Origin of the sequence: Mycolicibacterium canariasense, assembly GCF_002101555.1 — a bacterium.
GTDB classification, from domain to species: domain Bacteria; phylum Actinomycetota; class Actinomycetes; order Mycobacteriales; family Mycobacteriaceae; genus Mycobacterium; species Mycobacterium canariasense.
On sequence record NZ_LQOL01000075.1, the window covers coordinates 1 to 15287 of the forward strand.

Consider the following 15287-nt stretch of genomic DNA (forward strand, 5'->3'; position numbering starts at 1 on the left):
CACACCCAGCCAACCAGACACCCCAATCACAGGCCGACAGCAGCTGACCGTTCTACACCCTCAATCATGAAGAGCCCCTTTCCCCCTCAGTTGCAGAACGTTCCGATCGTGCACCTGGCGTTCGCTTCGGCGGCGGGTGAACCGGCCGCGGCTCCCCTGCTGCACGCCTTGCGCCATGTTCCCCCGCCGACGGTGGACAGCGCCTGGGCTCCGGCCGATGCGGCGCGACTGGCCGAGATTCACCTCGACCCGCCGGGTCCGTTGCCTGCCCTTGGCGTCGGTCGCTGGCTGGGAACCACCGCACCGGCGGTGGCACACGACCTGCTCACGCGGGTGGCGACACAGGACTCGCCGGTGGCGATGATCGAGTTGCGCAACCTCGACAACTCGGCGCCTGCGCGGTCTGGAGCGCAAACAGCCGTGCCAGGGGCCTACCTGCTGCACGCGGTGGGCGTGGCGGCCGATCCCGGATCGCGGGCCGCGGCCGAGCACGGACTCGCCGAACTCGAGGCGATCGCGAAGCCCGCGGACGTCGGATTGGCCGCGGCCAATTTCGCCGACGGTCGGGCGGCGGTCGCCGACGGGCTTCCCGACTCGGATCTAAAGCGCTTGACTCAAGTGCGAGCCGCGGTCGACCCCCACCATCGCATCGCGCCAACACGTCTGTCGGCGACTTCCGGCGGTGTGTGAAACTCGACCGATGACTGCTGGCGCCACTGACCAACCTGGCCGCCGGCGCGCGATGCGCCACGACGCTCAAATCAATCGGGAACGCATCCTGACCGTGGCCGCGGAGTTGATGGGCCGCCGCGGGCGCAACGTTCCGCTGGCCGACATCGCCGAGGCAGCCGGCGTCGGCGTCGGCACTCTTTATCGCGGATACCGCGACCGCACCGCGCTTCTGCATGCTCTGGAACGCCGCGCCCACGATTTGCTCCTCGCCGCTCTCGCCTCCATCGGTGAATCCGGGCGCACCGGCGCCCCCGCGGTGCAGGCCTATCTGGAGGAATGCCTGCGGCTGGGAGACCAACTCGTGCTTCCCCTGCGCGGGGCGCCGCCCTTGACCGACCCTGCCGCCATCGACGCGCGGCGACGCATCTTCCACGCCTTGGAGCAGTTCCTGGCCGACGGACGCGCGCAGGGCACCGTTCGCGCCGACGTCAATGCCACCGACGTCATCGCGTGCGGCGCGATGATCACGCAACCGCTACCGCACGGCCCCAACTCGGCGAGCATCGCCCGTCGCCACGTTGCGCTGTTCGTGCACGGACTGCAGGCAACCGATGCCCGCGATCTGCCGGCTCCGCCGGTAAGCCGCGATGACGTCGAGGCCGCCTTCGCCGCCGACGCCGTCGAGTAACCCCAAGCCGCCGCAGCCGAGGTCCTCGACGACGACATCGACGACCTGATCAAGCCGAAGGCGGCACCAGGCCTGTTCCGGATGGCGATCGAAGCCGCCGCCCACCAGCGGTACTTCGGCGAACGCCCGAAGGGCCGCCGCGGCGTACCACGAGACCGACACCGCTTGCGAGGAGGCGAAGACCACCCGGCGGAGAGTGGCGCTCACCGTTACCGCGACCGCGGATGCAGACGTGTCCGGCTGGAAGTCGTATCGGACGCAGCGATTCTCGACCGTGAAGATTTCCGCGTCGGGGGTACCCATCGCGGCGCCACGCCGGACCGCGGCACCATCCGGGACCTTCGTGACACGGTTCGTGACATCGTGGAGGGCCGGTGACCAGCGACGCCGAGGTACTGCTCGCACGGGCCGACAAACTCCTCGACTCGCCGGACCGCACCGCCTTGGGCAACTCCGCCCGGTTGGCGGCGTTCCTCGCGCGGCAGGCCGTGGAGGACCTGATCGACACCCGCTGCGCAGAGTTGACGGGAGTCCCGGAGTTGTCGGGACCTCGAAAGCGGAACTGGCCGTGCTCAAGTCCGTCGACAAGGGTACCGGCGGGTCCGGCGCTCATCGACGCTGGCGCCACATCAACCGAGCCTGGGTTACGGAGTTCGTCGCTCCGGTGCCCGCCATATTCGTGTCCGAACCGCGGGCCCGCACTGAGCCGTCCACATTGACCACCGAATCCGTGATCAAGAAATTCCGCGCACAGAATCATAAGTTCGGCTGGGCTGCTCTCCGCTGTGAATAGCGTGCCTATTCGCGAAAAACGCTGTCAGCCAGTCGATGAGCTCACCGCGGACCACCTGCACCGAGCTCGACGATGCCCACCGCGACGCGCTCCCCGATGCCGAACAGCGTGCCACGGCACCCGAATGCGGCGACTGGCTCGCCGACGACCGGGCCAAGCAGGGCCACACGCGGCCGGGAGGGCTCCCAAACCTTGTGCCACTGACGCGGAATGACCCCCGCATCAAGGCCGGCTCGCTCCTTGATCAGCTCACGCTCGTAGTCGGCGAGCGAAGCCACAGACCGGCCCGGACAGCAACCTCGGAGGGAGAGCGCTCTAGTTAGCTTGACTAACGTTCACAACTCCGTTCACAAAAGGAATGAGAACGGCCCCCGGAGTGATCTCCGGGGGCCGTTCTACCTGGTAGCGGGGACAGGATTCGAACCTGCGACCTCTGGGTTATGAGCCCAGCGAGCTACCGAGCTGCTCCACCCCGCGTCGGTGAACACAACGTTACCGAAGGGGTGTGCACAGCTCCAAATCGTGTGCTCAGAGGTGGTTTTGGGGCTCCGAGCGCACCACCTGACCGGTCCGGAGCACCCCTTCGGGGTCGTACCGGTCGGCCAGATCAGCCAGCCATCCCCGGGTCTGCTCGTCGTACACCCGCGCCATCCGCCGGGGGTCGGCCGATGGCGCGAAATTGGGCAGCAGACCACCGGTCGACCACGGCGCCAGCGCCCGCATCAAGGCACCGGCCTGGGCCGCCACCAAGCCCGAAGTCGCGCCGGCGGGCACGCCGATGGTGGTGACCGCGTACGCGGCATTGCGATGGCAGAACGCACTGCTGTGCTCGGCCTGCCGCGCGTAGGCACCGCCCAGCATCCGGATCTCGACGATGGTCTGCACCGAGGCCGACCCCGGCCCGGCCGCGGCCAGCAGGATGTCCACTGCCTCGGAGGTCAGCTCGCGCAGCAACGTCTGATCCTCGTGCACGGGCATCGGATCGACCGGATCGGCGTGGACGGCACCGATCGCCGCGTACGGCAGCACCCCCACGGTGTCCAGTATCGGTGTCGCCACGGCCCGCAGGGGCTCCAAAAGCGTTGCCGCCTCCTCGAAGTCGTCGAGCGCGGCATACCGGACGGCGACGGTCAGCCGGCCGGCCAGCGGTTCGGGCACCCCCGGCAGCGGTGGCAGGTGTTGCAGCGCAATCGAGGTGTTGACGTTTTCGGGCAACCCGGCGCACCAGCCGTACCAGGCACGCAGCACGGCCGGTGCATCCGCGCCGTCGAAATACAGGGCGCCACCGTAGAATTCGGGGATCGGCAGCAGCTCGATCTGCACCGAGGTGACGATGCCCAGCGTCGCCTTACCGCCGCGCAGCCCCCAGAACAGCTCGGCGTGCTGCTCCGGCGTCGCGTGCAGCAACTCCCCCGTCCCCGTGACGACGTCGAAGGACCGCACGTAGTCCGAGGACACCCCGACGCTGCGGGCCAGCGGCCCCACCCCGGCACCGGTCAGGAACCCCACCACGCCCACACCGGGTGCCGAACCGCACAGCGGCGCAAGGCCGTGCGGGGCAGCGGCATCGATCACCTGCTGCCAGGTGGTACCCGCGGCCACCCGGGCGGTGCGGTCGACGACGTCGATCATGCATTCGGTCATCGCCGACGTGAGCACCAGGATGGTGTCGGTGTCGACCGCGGTGGCCCCGTGCCCGGTCGCCTGGACCGCGACCCGCAAGCCGTGCCCGGCGGCGAACCGGACCGCCTCGGCGACGTGGTGCGGCGCCGTGGCGAACACCACCGCCGCGGGCCGCACCGTCGCCGCGACATTCCATGGGGCGCAGCGTTCGTAGCCTGGTTCGCCGGGCAGCGCGACCAACGCGCTCAGGTGGTCGGGCAGTGTCGACAGCCCGTCGTTGTCGAAACCAGGGTCGCCGAGAGTGTCGGCCAGAGTCATCGGAATCCTTTCACCGTGCGCGTATGACGGCCGAAAGGGTCCACAACCCCACTTGGGAAGTTCTTGGAATGCAGATCACGTGGGCCGCGGTTGTGCGGTTTCATACGCGCGCGACAGCGCGTCGCGTATGAGACCGCACAAACCGGGCGGACGCGGCTTACTTGGCTTCGCGGTACTTGTTCATCGCGTCGTCGAGCTTCTGCAGGGCGTCACCGTAATCCGCGAAATTGCCGTTGTGCTGCGCCTGCTGTACCGCGTCGAGCGCATTGTTGACGTCCTGCAGCGCTGCGGCCTTGGCGGGCGACAGCTGGACGCCGCCACCGGGCACGGCCGCGACGGGAACCGGCACCTCGGGCGCCTGGCCCTGCCGCGGCGGCGCGGCCGGGGGCTGCTGGCCCGCCGCAGGCGGCGGCGACGCCGGCGGTTTCGCGTCGGTGGGAGCCGGCCCGGTGGCCGTCGCCGCCGCGCCCTGGCCGAAGATCTCGGTCAGTGCGTCGCCGACGGTCGGGCCGTAGCCGACCTTGTCGTTGTACATCATCGCCACCCGGATGAGCCGCGGGTACGACGATGCGGCATCGCTGGCGCCCGGTGAGGCGTACACCGGCGCCACGTAGAGCAGCCCACCGTCGCTCACCGGCAGGGTCAACAGGTTGCCCCAGCGGATCCGGTTCTGGTTGTCCCGGCCGATGACACCGAGGTCCTGGCTGACCGCGGTGTCGGTGCTGATGGCGTTGAACGCCAACTTGGGCCCGTTGACCTGACCAGGGATGGTCAGCACGGTGATCTTGCCGTAGGTCGCCGGATCGGAGCTGGCACTGATGTAGGCGGCCAAGAAGTCCCGCCGGAACCGGTTCATCGCACTGGTCAGCTGGAACGATGACGAATTATCGTTCTGGGCAATGTCTTTGGCGACGATGTAGTACGGCGGCTGGTAGCTGCTGGCGGTCGGGTTGGGATCCAGCGGCACGTCCCAGAAGTCCGACGTGGAGAAGAACGTCACCGGGTCGTTGACGTGGTAGCGGGCCAGCAGTTGGCGCTGCACCTTGAACAGGTCCTCGGGGTAGCGCAGGTGGGCCTGCAGCTCCGGGGAGATGTCGCTCTTGGGCTTGACGGTGCCGGGGAAGACGGCCATCCAGGCCTTGAGCACCGGATCGTTCTCGTCCTGCGCGTACAGCGTCACGGTGCCGTCGTAGGCGTCGACGGTGGCCTTCACCGAGTTCCGGATATAGGACACCTGCTTGTCCGGGAGCAGCCGGTTCACCGCCACCTCGTTGGAGTCGATGGTGGCACTCGACAGCGACGTCAGCTCCGAGTACGGGTAGTTGTCCAACGTGGTGTAGCCGTCCACGATCCACACCAGACGCTTGTTCACGATGGCCGGGTACACCCCGTTGTCGGTGGTGAGCCACGGCGCCACCGCCTCCACGCGCTGGGCCGGATCACGATTGAACAGGATCTTGCTGTTGGAGCCGATCACGTTGGAGAACAGGAAGTTCCGCTCGGCGAACTTGGCCGCGAACACGCTGCGGGCCAGCCAGTTGCCGATCGGCACCCCACCGGCACCGGTGTAGGTGTAGTTCTTGGTCTCGGTGTTGGTCTCGTAGTCGTACTCGCGGTCGCCGCCGTTGCGGCCGACGATCGCGTAATCACCGGGCGCGCTGGCGATCACCGGGCCGAAGTAGATACGCGGCTGATCGAGCGGCGCGGGACCGGGCGACACCACACCGCCGTTGGCGCCGACCACGCTGGCCAGGAATTCCGGGTAGCCACCGTTCTGGTTGGGATCGTTGGCGATACCGCGCACCGTGTTGGCCGGCGAGGCGATGAAACCGTTGCCGTGGGTGTAGACGGTGTGCCGGTTGATCCAGTCCCGCTGGTTGTCGATCAACCGTTCCGGGTTGAGTTCACGGGCGGCCACGACGTAGTCGCGCAGGTTGCCGTCGGGCCCCACGTAGCGGTCCATGGCCAGCTGCTCGGGGAAGCTGTAGAAGTTCTTGCCCTGCTGGAACTGGGTGAAGGCCGGGCTGACGATGGTCGGGTCCAGTAGCCGGATGTTCGAGGTGGTGGCGCGGTCGGCGGCCACCTGCTGGGCGGTGGCCTGCGAGTTGCCGCTGTAATCGCGGTAGGTGACGGTCTGATCGGTCAGCCCGTAGGCCTGCCTGGTGGCCGTGATACTGCGGCTGATGTATTCGCTTTCCTTCTGCGCCGCATTGGGTTTGACGCTGAACTGCTCGACGATCATCGGCCAGCCCGCGCCGACGATCAACGAGGACAGCAACAGCAGCACCAAACCGATTGCCGGGATCCGCAGATCCCGCAGCACCAGCGCGGAGAACACCGCGGCCGCACAGATCAGCGCGATCGCGAGCAGGATCAGCTTGGCCGGCAGCACGGCGTTGATATCGGTGTAGCCGGCGCCGGTGAACGGCTTGCCGCCGCGCGTGTTGCTCAGCAGCTCGTAACGGTCCAGCCAGTAGGCGGCGGCCTTGAACAACACCAGGGTGCCGGCCAGCGCCACCAGTTGGATGCGTGCCGCCCGGCTCAACACACCGGTGCGCCCGGACAGCCGGATCCCGCCGAACAGGTAGTGCCCCACGAGGTTTGCCAGGAAGGCCAGGAACACGCCGAAGAACAGGAAGCTGAGCACCCACCGGTAGAACGGCAAGTCGAAGGCGTAGAAACCGAGGTCACGGCCGAACTGCGGATCGGTGACCCCGAAATCGCCGCCGTGCATGAACAACTGCACCGTGGTCCAGGAGTTCCACGCGAAGGCGCCCGCAGCGAGACCGATGAGCACCGGGATGCCGATGCCGAACAGCCGCAGCCGGCTCATCACCGTGGTGCGGTACCGCGCGATCGGGTCGTTGGGCCCGTTGGTGGGCACGAACACCGGCCGCGTGCGGTAGGCCAGCGTCATCCCCGAGAACACCAACGCACCGATGACCACCGCGGCCACCAGGGCCAGCACGATCTCGGTGAACAGCCGGGTGGTGAACACCGACCGGTAGCCCAACTCGCCGAACCACAGCCAGTCGACGTAGGTGTCGATGAGCCGTGGTCCCACCAACAGCAGCAAGACGACGGCCAGGGCCACCCCGATGAGGATCCGGCTACGTCGTGTCAGCTTCGGCATTCGCGCCGAGGGCCGCATACCCACTCGTCAACTCCAGTCCTGGTCCGTGGCCGCCGGCACGTCTGGGGCCTCAACTGCACCAACTCTACGCATTGCCTGCCAAGCGCATTCTCAGCAACGGGGTGGTTCGCCGCCGGCAGAAATGGTGTGCAGGGCGTCCACGGCAGTGGTCAGGGTGTCCACCTTCACCAGCTGCAGCCGATCATCGCGGGCCGTCAACGCTTCGTCGCAGTTGTCGGCGGGCACCAGGAACACGGTGGCACCGGCGTCCTGGGCGGCCATCATCTTGTGCGTGATGCCGCCGATCGGGCCGACCGCGCCGTCGGCGCTGATGGTGCCGGTGCCGGCGACGAACTTGCCGCCATTGAGGTCGCCGGTGGTGAGCTTGTCGATGACGGCAAGGCTGAACATCAGTCCGGCCGAGGGTCCGCCGATATTGGCGAGGTTGAACTCGATGTCGAAGGGCGCCCACGGGGCATCCAGCACCGCGATGCCGAGGAACCCGTGCGAGCGGTCGGGATTGGAACCCAGTGTCACGGTCACGGTGCCGGCGGGCTGATTCTTGCGCCGATAGTCGATGATCATCTGATCCCCCGGCTTGGTGGCCTTCACGATCGCCTGGAAAGCCTCCATATCGGGCACCGCGACATTGTTGACCATGTCGATGGCATCGCCGGCCTGCAGCTTGCCCGCCGACGGGCCGGGATCGGTCACCGACTCCACGGTCACCGCCTTCGGGTATTTCAGGTAGGACAGCGCGGCGTATTCGGCGTTGTCCTCCGAGGACTTGAACTCGTTGGTGTTGGCCTTGTCGATCTCGTCCTTGGACTTGTCCGGCGGATACACCAGATCGCGCGGCACCAGCTGGTCGCGCCCGGACATCCACAACGCCAGGGCCTCGCCCAGGGTCAGCCCGTCGCGCTGCGACACCGTGGTCATGTTGAGGTGACCCGAGGTGGGGTGGACGATCGAGCCGCCGGTGCCATCGGTGCTCTTGATGTCGACAACCTGCTTGCCGTCCACCTCACCGAGGGTGTTGAACGTCGGCCCGGGGCCCAGCGAGACGTATGGGACCGTCACCAACGACAGCAGCACACCGAACGCCACGATCGGCACCAGCGCCACCACCAGCGTCATAATCCGCCTGTTCACGCCGCCCACAGTAGAGCGCGTTCACCCACAGCGTGACCCGCGGCCCCACCTGCGCCGCCGGGGGTGAGTACCGTTGAAGCCATGGCTGACCTGCCCTTCGGCTTCTCCAGCGGGGACGACCCCGACCGTGACAAGCGCAAAGAGAACCCCGGCCCGGGATCGGGCGCGGACCCGTTCGGGCTGGGCGGCGCGGGCTTCGATATGGCCGATCTGGGCCAGATCTTCACCAAGCTCGGCGAAATGTTCAGCGGCGCAGGCAATGTGATGAACACCGGCCAGCAGGCCGGTCCGGTCAACTACGACCTGGCCCGTCAGCTGGCGTCCAGCTCGATCGGATTCGTCGCCCCGGTGTCGGAAAAGACCGGCGCCGCGATCGCCGATGCCGTGCACCTGGCCGAGACGTGGCTGGACGGGGTGACGGCGCTGCCGGCCGGCACCACGAAGGCGGTGGCGTGGACCCCCACCGACTGGATCGACAACACGCTGGGCACCTGGAAGCGATTGTGCGACCCGGTCGCCGAGCAGATCTCCACGGTGTGGGCCTCGGCGCTGCCCGAGGAGGCCAAGACCATGGCCGGTCCACTGCTGGCGATGATGTCGCAGATGGGCGGGATGGCCTTTGGCAGCCAGCTCGGCCAGGCGCTGGGCAAGCTGTCCAAGGAGGTGCTGACCTCCACCGATATCGGTCTGCCGTTGGGGCCCAAGGGCGTGGCGGCACTGCTGCCCGAAGCCGTCGAGAGCCTGTCGGAAGGGCTGGAGCAGCCGCGCAGCGAGGTGCTGACCTTCCTGGCCGCCCGCGAAGCCGCCCACCACCGGTTGTTCAGCCATGTCCCGTGGCTGTCCAGCCAGCTGCTCAGCGCCGTCGAGGCGTTCGCCAAGGGCATGAAGATCGACATGAGCGGCATCGAGGATCTGGCCAGCGGCATCAACCCCGCCGCGCTCGCCGACCCGGCCGCCATGGAGCAGCTGCTCAACCAGGGCATCTTCGAACCGAAGGCCACCCCCGAACAGGTTGCCGCGCTGGAGCGGCTGGAAACCCTGCTCGCCCTCATCGAGGGCTGGGTGCAGACCGTGGTGACCGCCGCGCTGGGTGACCGGATTCCCGGTACCGCCGCCCTTTCGGAGATGCTGCGCCGGCGCCGGGCCACCGGCGGCCCGGCCGAGCAGACCTTCGCCACGCTGGTGGGCCTGGAGCTGCGGCCGCGCAAGCTGCGCGAGGCCGCGGTGCTGTGGGAGAAGCTGACCGATGCCGTCGGGGCCGACGCCCGCGACGCCGTCTGGCAGCATCCCGACCTGCTGCCCGGCGCCGACGACCTCGATGAGCCGGCCGCGTTCATCGACCGGGCCATCGGCGGCGACACCTCGGGCATCGACCAGGCGCTGGCCGAGCTCGAAGACGACCAGACGCCCGGCCCTGACGGGCCTGTGGATAACTGAAACGGGCGACCGTCCGGCCGTGGCACAGTCGGTGCATGAGGCGCTATCTGCTCAACCCGTCGATGCCGGTGCTGCTGCGCCCGGATGACACCGTCCAGGTGGGCTGGGACCCGCGCCGTGCCGTGGTGGTGCATCCGCCGGCCGGTGTGAACGCCGCCGCGCTGGCCTCCCTGCTGCGCGGTATGCAGGCCGCGGTGACCAAGGACGAACTGTCGGCGCGCGCCGTCAGGCTGGGAATGCCGGAGTCCGCTGTGACCGATCTGCTCGATGCTCTGCGCCGGGCCGGTGTGCTGACCGCCGGCCGACCTTCGGCGCGGTCGGTGACCATCCGCATCCACGGCCGTGGGCCGCTGTCGGACCTGCTGGCCGGCGCACTCAGGTGCTCGGGCAACCGCGTCACCCAGAGCAGCCGGCCGCACGCCGTCGTGAGCACCGATCACGCCGACCTGGTGCTGCTCACCGACGCCCTGGTCGCCGATCCGCGGGTGGTACGCGATCTGCATGCGGCGGCGCTGCCGCACCTGCCGGTGCGGGTCCGCGACGGGAGGGGGTTGGTGGGGCCGCTGGTGATCCCCGGTGTGACATCGTGCCTGGCCTGCGCCGACCGGCACCGCCGGGACCGGGACGCCGCCTGGCCCGCGGTCGCCGCCCAGCTGCGGCACACCGTCGGCGCCGCGGATCGCGCCACCCTGATGGGCACCGCCGCGCTGGCGCTGAACCAGGTGGACCGGGTGGTCCGCGCCATACGCTCGGGCGGGGATGCCGCGCTGGACGCCCCGGAACCGCCGATGACGCTGGACACCACCCTGGAGTTCGACGTCGGCAGCGGCTCGGTACTGGCGCGGCGCTGGTCCCGGCATCCGGGTTGTCCCTGCTGACCTACTCAGCAACGTCATGGATGATGGACACGTGGCTGATATCAAGCGTGGGAGCGTTGCACGCAACGCCAAGCTCGCGACCCTGCCGGTCGGATTCGCCGGCCGGGCGGCGCTCGGTTTCGGCAAGCGCCTGACCGGCAAGTCGAAGGACGAGGTCACCGCCGAGTTGATGGACAAGGCGGCCCAGCAGTTGTTCACGGTGCTGGGTGAGCTCAAGGGCGGCGCGATGAAGGTCGGCCAGGCGCTGTCGGTGATGGAGGCCGCGATCCCCGAGCAGTACGGCAAGCCCTACCGCGAGGCGCTGACCAAGCTGCAGCGTGAAGCGCCTCCGTTGCCGGCGGCCAAGGTGCACCGCGTCCTCGACGCGCAGCTGGGCACCAAGTGGCGGGACCGGTTCGCCTCGTTCGACGACACCCCGGTGGCCTCGGCCAGCATCGGACAGGTGCACAAGGCGATCTGGTCCGACGGCCGCGAGGTCGCCGTCAAGATCCAGTACCCGGGCGCCGACGAGGCGCTGCGCGCCGACCTCAAGACCATCCAGCGGCTGGTCAGCGTGTTCAAGCAGCTGGCCCCCGGCGCCGACGTGCAGGGCGTGGTGGACGAGCTGATCCAGCGCACCGAGATGGAACTGGACTACCGGCTCGAAGCCGACAACCAGCGGGCCTTCGCCAAGGAGTACGAGAACGACCCGCATTTCGCGGTGCCGCACATCGTGGCCAGCGCACCGAAAGTGGTGATCGCCGAATGGATGGACGGCATCCCGATGTCGGTGATCATCCGCGAGGGCACACCCGAGCAGCGTGATCTGATGGGCACCCGGCTGACCGAACTGACCTTCGGTGCGCCCAAGCGGCTGCACATGATGCACGGCGACGCGCATCCCGGGAACTTCATGCTGCTGCCCGACGGCCGGATGGGTGTCATCGACTTCGGCGCGGTGGCACCGCTGCCGGGGGGTTTTCCGGTGGCACTGGGCGCCACGATCCGGCTGGCGCGGGACAAGAACTACGACGAGGCGCTGCCGGCCATGGAAGCGGCCGGTTTCATCCAGAAGGGTCAACAGGTCTCGGCCGAGGAGGTCGACGACATGCTGCGCCAGTACGTCCAGCCCATCGAGGTCGACGTCTTCCACTACAACCGTCGCTGGCTGCAGAAGATGGCCGCCGGCCAGATGGACAACTCGGTGGCCCAGATCAAGATGGCCCGCCAGCTCGACCTACCCGCCCAGCTGGCCATCCCGCTGCGGGTGATCGCGTCGACGATCGCCATCTGCTGTCAGCTCGACGCCCATGTTCCGGTGAAAGCCATTGCGACAGAACTGGTTCCAGGCTTCGCCGACGGCGAGGCGGCCTGACGGCCCAGCCGAAGCTAGGCCGCCTGGCCTTCTCTGGCGTCCTTGCGCGGGCGACCACGCGGACGCTTGCGCGCCACGATGGCGCCGCGCTCGATGATCTCGCCGCCCCAGACGCCCCACGGCTCCTGGCGCTCCAATGCCTCGGACAGGCACAGGCTGCGAATCGGGCAGTCGGCGCACAGCGCCTTGGCCTGCTCCAATTCGACCGGGCTCTCGGCGAACCACAGGTCAGGATTCCCCCCATGGCACGGCACCGCGGGCAGTTCGAGTTCTTGGCATGTCAGGTCCGACATGTCTTTCCCTACTTCCTGGTCGTTGTGTCGGTGTCGGTCTTGATTCGGACCGGTGACCAGGTGTTCGGGGTTCCAGATCGGATTTCCCGAAAACAATGGCCACGGATCCGTTTTGACTTCGGGTCCGTGGCCGTTTCGGCGTTGTGGGGGCTACCTAGGTGGTGCCCCGATTCACGGACCTGGGTGTCGCGGCGGCGGTGCGGCGCTTGAGCTGCGGGTTGGCGGCAGCGGGCGCCGAACCAGCTCGATGGGCGGAGGCGACGGCGGGCGCGGCGGGGTGCACGGGCACCCAGGAAAGCGCATACATTCCATCGACGCGTACGCCGGACATTGCGTGAATGTTGATCATGATCTCGCTCCCCTCCCTTCGCCGAGCCGCACAGATTTGGTGATCTTGAGATTAGAGCCTAGCGCACAAACCCACAAGCGATTTTCTGACCTGCGGTTTTGGCAGGATCTGTGGGTGTCATGACCGGTTCTTGACCAGCTCCAGCACGTCCGGCCCGTACTGCTCCAGCTTGCGCGCGCCGATACCCGGAATGGACACCAGCGCCGCCTCGTCGGTCGGCAGGGTCTCGGCGATGGCGATCAGGGTGTTGTCGGTGAACACCACATAGGCCGGCACATTCAGCTCCTTGGAGGTGCGCAGCCGCCATTCCTTGAGGTCGGCCAGCAACGTCTCGTCCAGATCGGACGGGCAACTCTCGCAACGCCGCAGCGTGATCGCCGCCGCGGTGTCGAGCACCTTGTTGCACACCCGGCAGCGCGGCGCCGGACCGCGGGCTCTGCGCGGCCGCCCGACCGGGGCGTCAGCCGGGGACTGCGGCGCCACCCCGTTGAGGAAGCGTGACGGCCGGCGCCCCTGCCTGCCGCCCGCGGCCCGGGCCAGCGCCCAACTCAGGTTCAAATGCACTCTGGCCCTGGTAATTCCGACGTACAGCAGGCGGCGTTCCTCTTCCACGGCTTCGCTGTCGGCTCCATGGGCCAGCGCGTGCGAGATGGGCAGGGTGCCGTCGGTGAGGCCGACCAAAAAGACCGCGTCCCATTCCAGGCCCTTGGCCGCGTGCAGCGACGCCAGCGTGACGCCCTGCACCACCGGTGGATGCCGGGACTCGGCCCGGTTCCGAAGCTCGACCAGCAGGGCCCGCAGATCCAGCGAAGGGCGTTGGGCCACTTCGTCGTCCACCAGCTCGGCCAGCGCGGCCAGCGCCTCCCACCGCTCCCTGGCCTTGGTACCGGTCGGCGGTTCGGCGGTCAGTCCGAGCGGCTCCAACAGCGCGCGCACCACCTGCGGCAGGTCACCCTCGTGCTCGGCGCCGGCGGCACGCTGCATGGCCAGCAGCGCCTGGCGCACCTCCTGCCGGCTGAAGAATCCTTCCCCGCCCCGCACTTGGAACGCGATGCCGGCCTCGGTGAGCGCCTCCTCGTACACCTCGGACTGGGCGTTGATGCGGTACAGCACCGCGATCTCCGATGCGGGCGTTCCGGATTCGATCAGCTTGCCGACCCGTGTGGCCACCGCGGCGGCCTCGGCCGCCTCGTCGGAGTGCTCGCTGAACGACGGTTTCGGCCCGGGATCGCGCTGGCCGACCAGATGCAGCCGGCTGCCGGCCATCCGGCCCCGGGCCGCCGCGATCACCTGGTTGGCCAGCGACACCACCTGCGGGGTGGACCGGTAGTCCCGTTCCAGGCGGACCACCGTGGCCTCCGGGAACCGCCGTGAGAAATCCAGCAGGAACCGCGGGGTGGCCCCGGTGAACGAGTAGATGGTCTGGTTGGCGTCGCCGACCACCGTCAGGTCGTCCCGTTCACCGAGCCAGGCGTTGAGCACCCGCTGCTGCAGCGGGGTGACGTCCTGGTACTCGTCGACGACGAAACACCGGTACCGGTCCCGGAATTCGCTCGCCACCGCGGCGTCGCTCTCGATCGCGGCCGCGGTGTGCAGCAGCAGATCGTCGAAGTCCAGCAGCGCGGTGCCGTCCCGGTGGGTTTTGAGGTGTTCGTAGCCGTCGTACACCTTGGCCACGGTGGCGGCGTCGAGCGGGATGTCGCGGGCCGCCTTGGCCACCGCGTCGGCGTAGCCCTCCGGGGTGATCAGCGACGCCTTGGCCCACTCGATCTCACCGGCCAGGTCCCGCACATCGTCGGTACTGGCACGCAGCGCAGCGCGATTGGCGGCCTGGGCCACCACGGCGAACTTGCTGTCCAGCAGTTGCCAGTCGGTGTTGCCGACGACGCGGGGCCAGAAGTACTGCAACTGCCGGCGCGCGGCGGCGTGGAAGGTGACCGCCTGCACCGTCGAGGTGGCCACCCCGGACTGTTCCCCGAGGGCGCGCAGCCGGCCGCGCATTTCGCCGGCCGCTCGCGCGGTGAACGTCACCGCGAGCACCTGGCCCGGCGCGACGTGGCCGGCCGCCACCAGGTGCGCGATGCGGCGGGTGATGGTGCGGGTCTTGCCGGTGCCGGCACCGGCCAGCACACACACCGGACCACGAGGCGCCAGGACGGCCCCGCGCTGTTCGTCGTCGAGGTCGACGAGCAGGCTGTCGACGGACGGCATGGCGTCCATCATGGCAGGACGCCCCGACAACGGGCGGTATCGGATCTGCGCCCGCCGCTCCGAACACCGGCGACCGCGCTCCGGCGTTGGGAAATACCGATGCCGTCGGTTAGGTTGTTGCCGCTATGACTACCGCTGCGCTGACCATGTACACCACGTCCTGGTGTGGCTATTGCTCGCGACTGAAGATGGCCCTCAAGGCCGAGGGCATCTCCTGGGACGAGGTCGATATCGAGGGCGATCCGGCGGCAGCGGAATTCGTCGGCTCGGTGAACGGCGGCAACCACGTGGTTCCGACGGTGAAGTTCGCCGACGGCTCCACGCTGACCAACCCGAGCATCAAGCAGGTCAAGGCGAAGCTGGGCTGAGCGCCCCAAGCCGGCCTC

General features: G+C 68.5%; 12 protein-coding genes and 1 tRNA gene. 6 read left to right on the forward strand and 7 right to left on the reverse strand.

Annotation, left to right across the window (positions count from 1 at the left end):
- The first annotated feature begins 66 nt into the window (after positions 1–66).
- Complete coding sequence (locus AWB94_RS25690) at positions 67–690, forward strand: hypothetical protein (RefSeq protein WP_062654536.1); 624 nt, start codon at positions 67–69, stop codon at positions 688–690.
- A gap of 10 nt (positions 691–700) precedes the next feature.
- Positions 701–1360: a TetR/AcrR family transcriptional regulator gene (locus AWB94_RS25695; RefSeq protein ID WP_084394900.1), complete on the forward strand. Its 660-nt coding sequence runs from the start codon at positions 701–703 to the stop codon at positions 1358–1360.
- Positions 1361–2194: 834 nt separating this feature from the next.
- Here AWB94_RS25695 and AWB94_RS25705 read toward each other — a convergent pair.
- The 5 genes from AWB94_RS25705 to AWB94_RS25725 form a co-directional block, all read right to left on the reverse strand.
- Positions 2195–2431 (reverse strand): hypothetical protein, encoded by a 237-nt coding sequence (locus AWB94_RS25705; protein WP_062654533.1) that lies wholly within the window; start codon positions 2429–2431, stop codon positions 2195–2197.
- 122 nt (positions 2432–2553) lie between these two features.
- A tRNA-Met gene (locus AWB94_RS25710) sits at positions 2554–2630 on the reverse strand.
- A gap of 51 nt (positions 2631–2681) precedes the next feature.
- Complete coding sequence (locus AWB94_RS25715; RefSeq protein WP_062654532.1) at positions 2682–4094, reverse strand: FAD-binding oxidoreductase; 1413 nt, start codon at positions 4092–4094, stop codon at positions 2682–2684.
- A gap of 157 nt (positions 4095–4251) precedes the next feature.
- On the reverse strand, positions 4252–7251 hold the full coding sequence (locus AWB94_RS25720) for a UPF0182 family protein (RefSeq protein ID WP_062654531.1): 3000 nt from the start codon (positions 7249–7251) through the stop codon (positions 4252–4254).
- A gap of 87 nt (positions 7252–7338) precedes the next feature.
- Positions 7339–8379, reverse strand: a complete 1041-nt coding sequence (locus AWB94_RS25725; protein WP_062654530.1) for a YlbL family protein — start codon at positions 8377–8379, stop codon at positions 7339–7341.
- A gap of 81 nt (positions 8380–8460) precedes the next feature.
- On the opposite strand from AWB94_RS25725, the gene AWB94_RS25730 reads away from it, so the two are divergent.
- From AWB94_RS25730 to AWB94_RS25740, 3 genes are read left to right on the forward strand one after another with little or no spacing between them, the layout of a single operon-like run.
- Positions 8461–9816 (forward strand): zinc-dependent metalloprotease, encoded by a 1356-nt coding sequence (locus AWB94_RS25730; protein ID WP_062654529.1) that lies wholly within the window; start codon positions 8461–8463, stop codon positions 9814–9816.
- A 35-nt stretch (positions 9817–9851) separates the two neighbouring features.
- Positions 9852–10694 (forward strand): bacteriocin biosynthesis cyclodehydratase domain-containing protein, encoded by an 843-nt coding sequence (locus AWB94_RS25735; protein ID WP_062654528.1) that lies wholly within the window; start codon positions 9852–9854, stop codon positions 10692–10694.
- 16 nt (positions 10695–10710) lie between these two features.
- Positions 10711–12048, forward strand: a complete 1338-nt coding sequence (locus AWB94_RS25740; protein WP_062654527.1) for a macrolide-binding ATPase MABP-1 — start codon at positions 10711–10713, stop codon at positions 12046–12048.
- Between the two features lie 14 nt (positions 12049–12062).
- On the opposite strand, the gene AWB94_RS25745 is transcribed toward AWB94_RS25740, so the two are convergent.
- A complete protein-coding gene (locus AWB94_RS25745; RefSeq protein ID WP_024454440.1) occupies positions 12063–12341 on the reverse strand; it encodes a WhiB family transcriptional regulator in 279 nt (92 codons plus the stop codon).
- A 466-nt stretch (positions 12342–12807) separates the two neighbouring features.
- The gene (locus tag AWB94_RS25750) at positions 12808–14901 is read right to left on the reverse strand and encodes an ATP-dependent DNA helicase UvrD2 (protein ID WP_234811886.1); all 2094 of its coding nucleotides are present in this window, start codon (positions 14899–14901) and stop codon (positions 12808–12810) included.
- Positions 14902–15026: 125 nt separating this feature from the next.
- On the opposite strand from AWB94_RS25750, the gene mrx1 reads away from it, so the two are divergent.
- Complete coding sequence (mrx1, locus tag AWB94_RS25755) at positions 15027–15269, forward strand: mycoredoxin Mrx1 (RefSeq protein ID WP_036402270.1); 243 nt, start codon at positions 15027–15029, stop codon at positions 15267–15269.
- Positions 15270–15287: the final 18 nt, after the last annotated feature.

What these genes read in the sequence shown, in the direction of transcription:
- AWB94_RS25690 (WP_062654536.1), top strand. Translation starts at nt 67, where the DNA reads ATGAAGAGCCCCTTTCCCCCTCAGTTGCAGAACGTTCCGATCGTGCAC.
- AWB94_RS25730 (WP_062654529.1), top strand. Translation starts at nt 8,461, where the DNA reads ATGGCTGACCTGCCCTTCGGCTTCTCCAGCGGGGACGACCCCGACCGT.
- AWB94_RS25715 (WP_062654532.1), bottom strand. Translation starts at nt 4,094, where the DNA reads ATGACTCTGGCCGACACTCTCGGCGACCCTGGTTTCGACAACGACGGG.
- AWB94_RS25750 (WP_234811886.1), bottom strand. Translation starts at nt 14,901, where the DNA reads ATGCCGTCCGTCGACAGCCTGCTCGTCGACCTCGACGACGAACAGCGC.
- AWB94_RS25735 (WP_062654528.1), top strand. Translation starts at nt 9,852, where the DNA reads ATGAGGCGCTATCTGCTCAACCCGTCGATGCCGGTGCTGCTGCGCCCG.
- AWB94_RS25695 (WP_084394900.1), top strand. Translation starts at nt 701, where the DNA reads ATGACTGCTGGCGCCACTGACCAACCTGGCCGCCGGCGCGCGATGCGC.
- AWB94_RS25745 (WP_024454440.1), bottom strand. Translation starts at nt 12,341, where the DNA reads ATGTCGGACCTGACATGCCAAGAACTCGAACTGCCCGCGGTGCCGTGC.
- AWB94_RS25740 (WP_062654527.1), top strand. Translation starts at nt 10,711, where the DNA reads ATGGATGATGGACACGTGGCTGATATCAAGCGTGGGAGCGTTGCACGC.
- mrx1 (WP_036402270.1), top strand. Translation starts at nt 15,027, where the DNA reads ATGACTACCGCTGCGCTGACCATGTACACCACGTCCTGGTGTGGCTAT.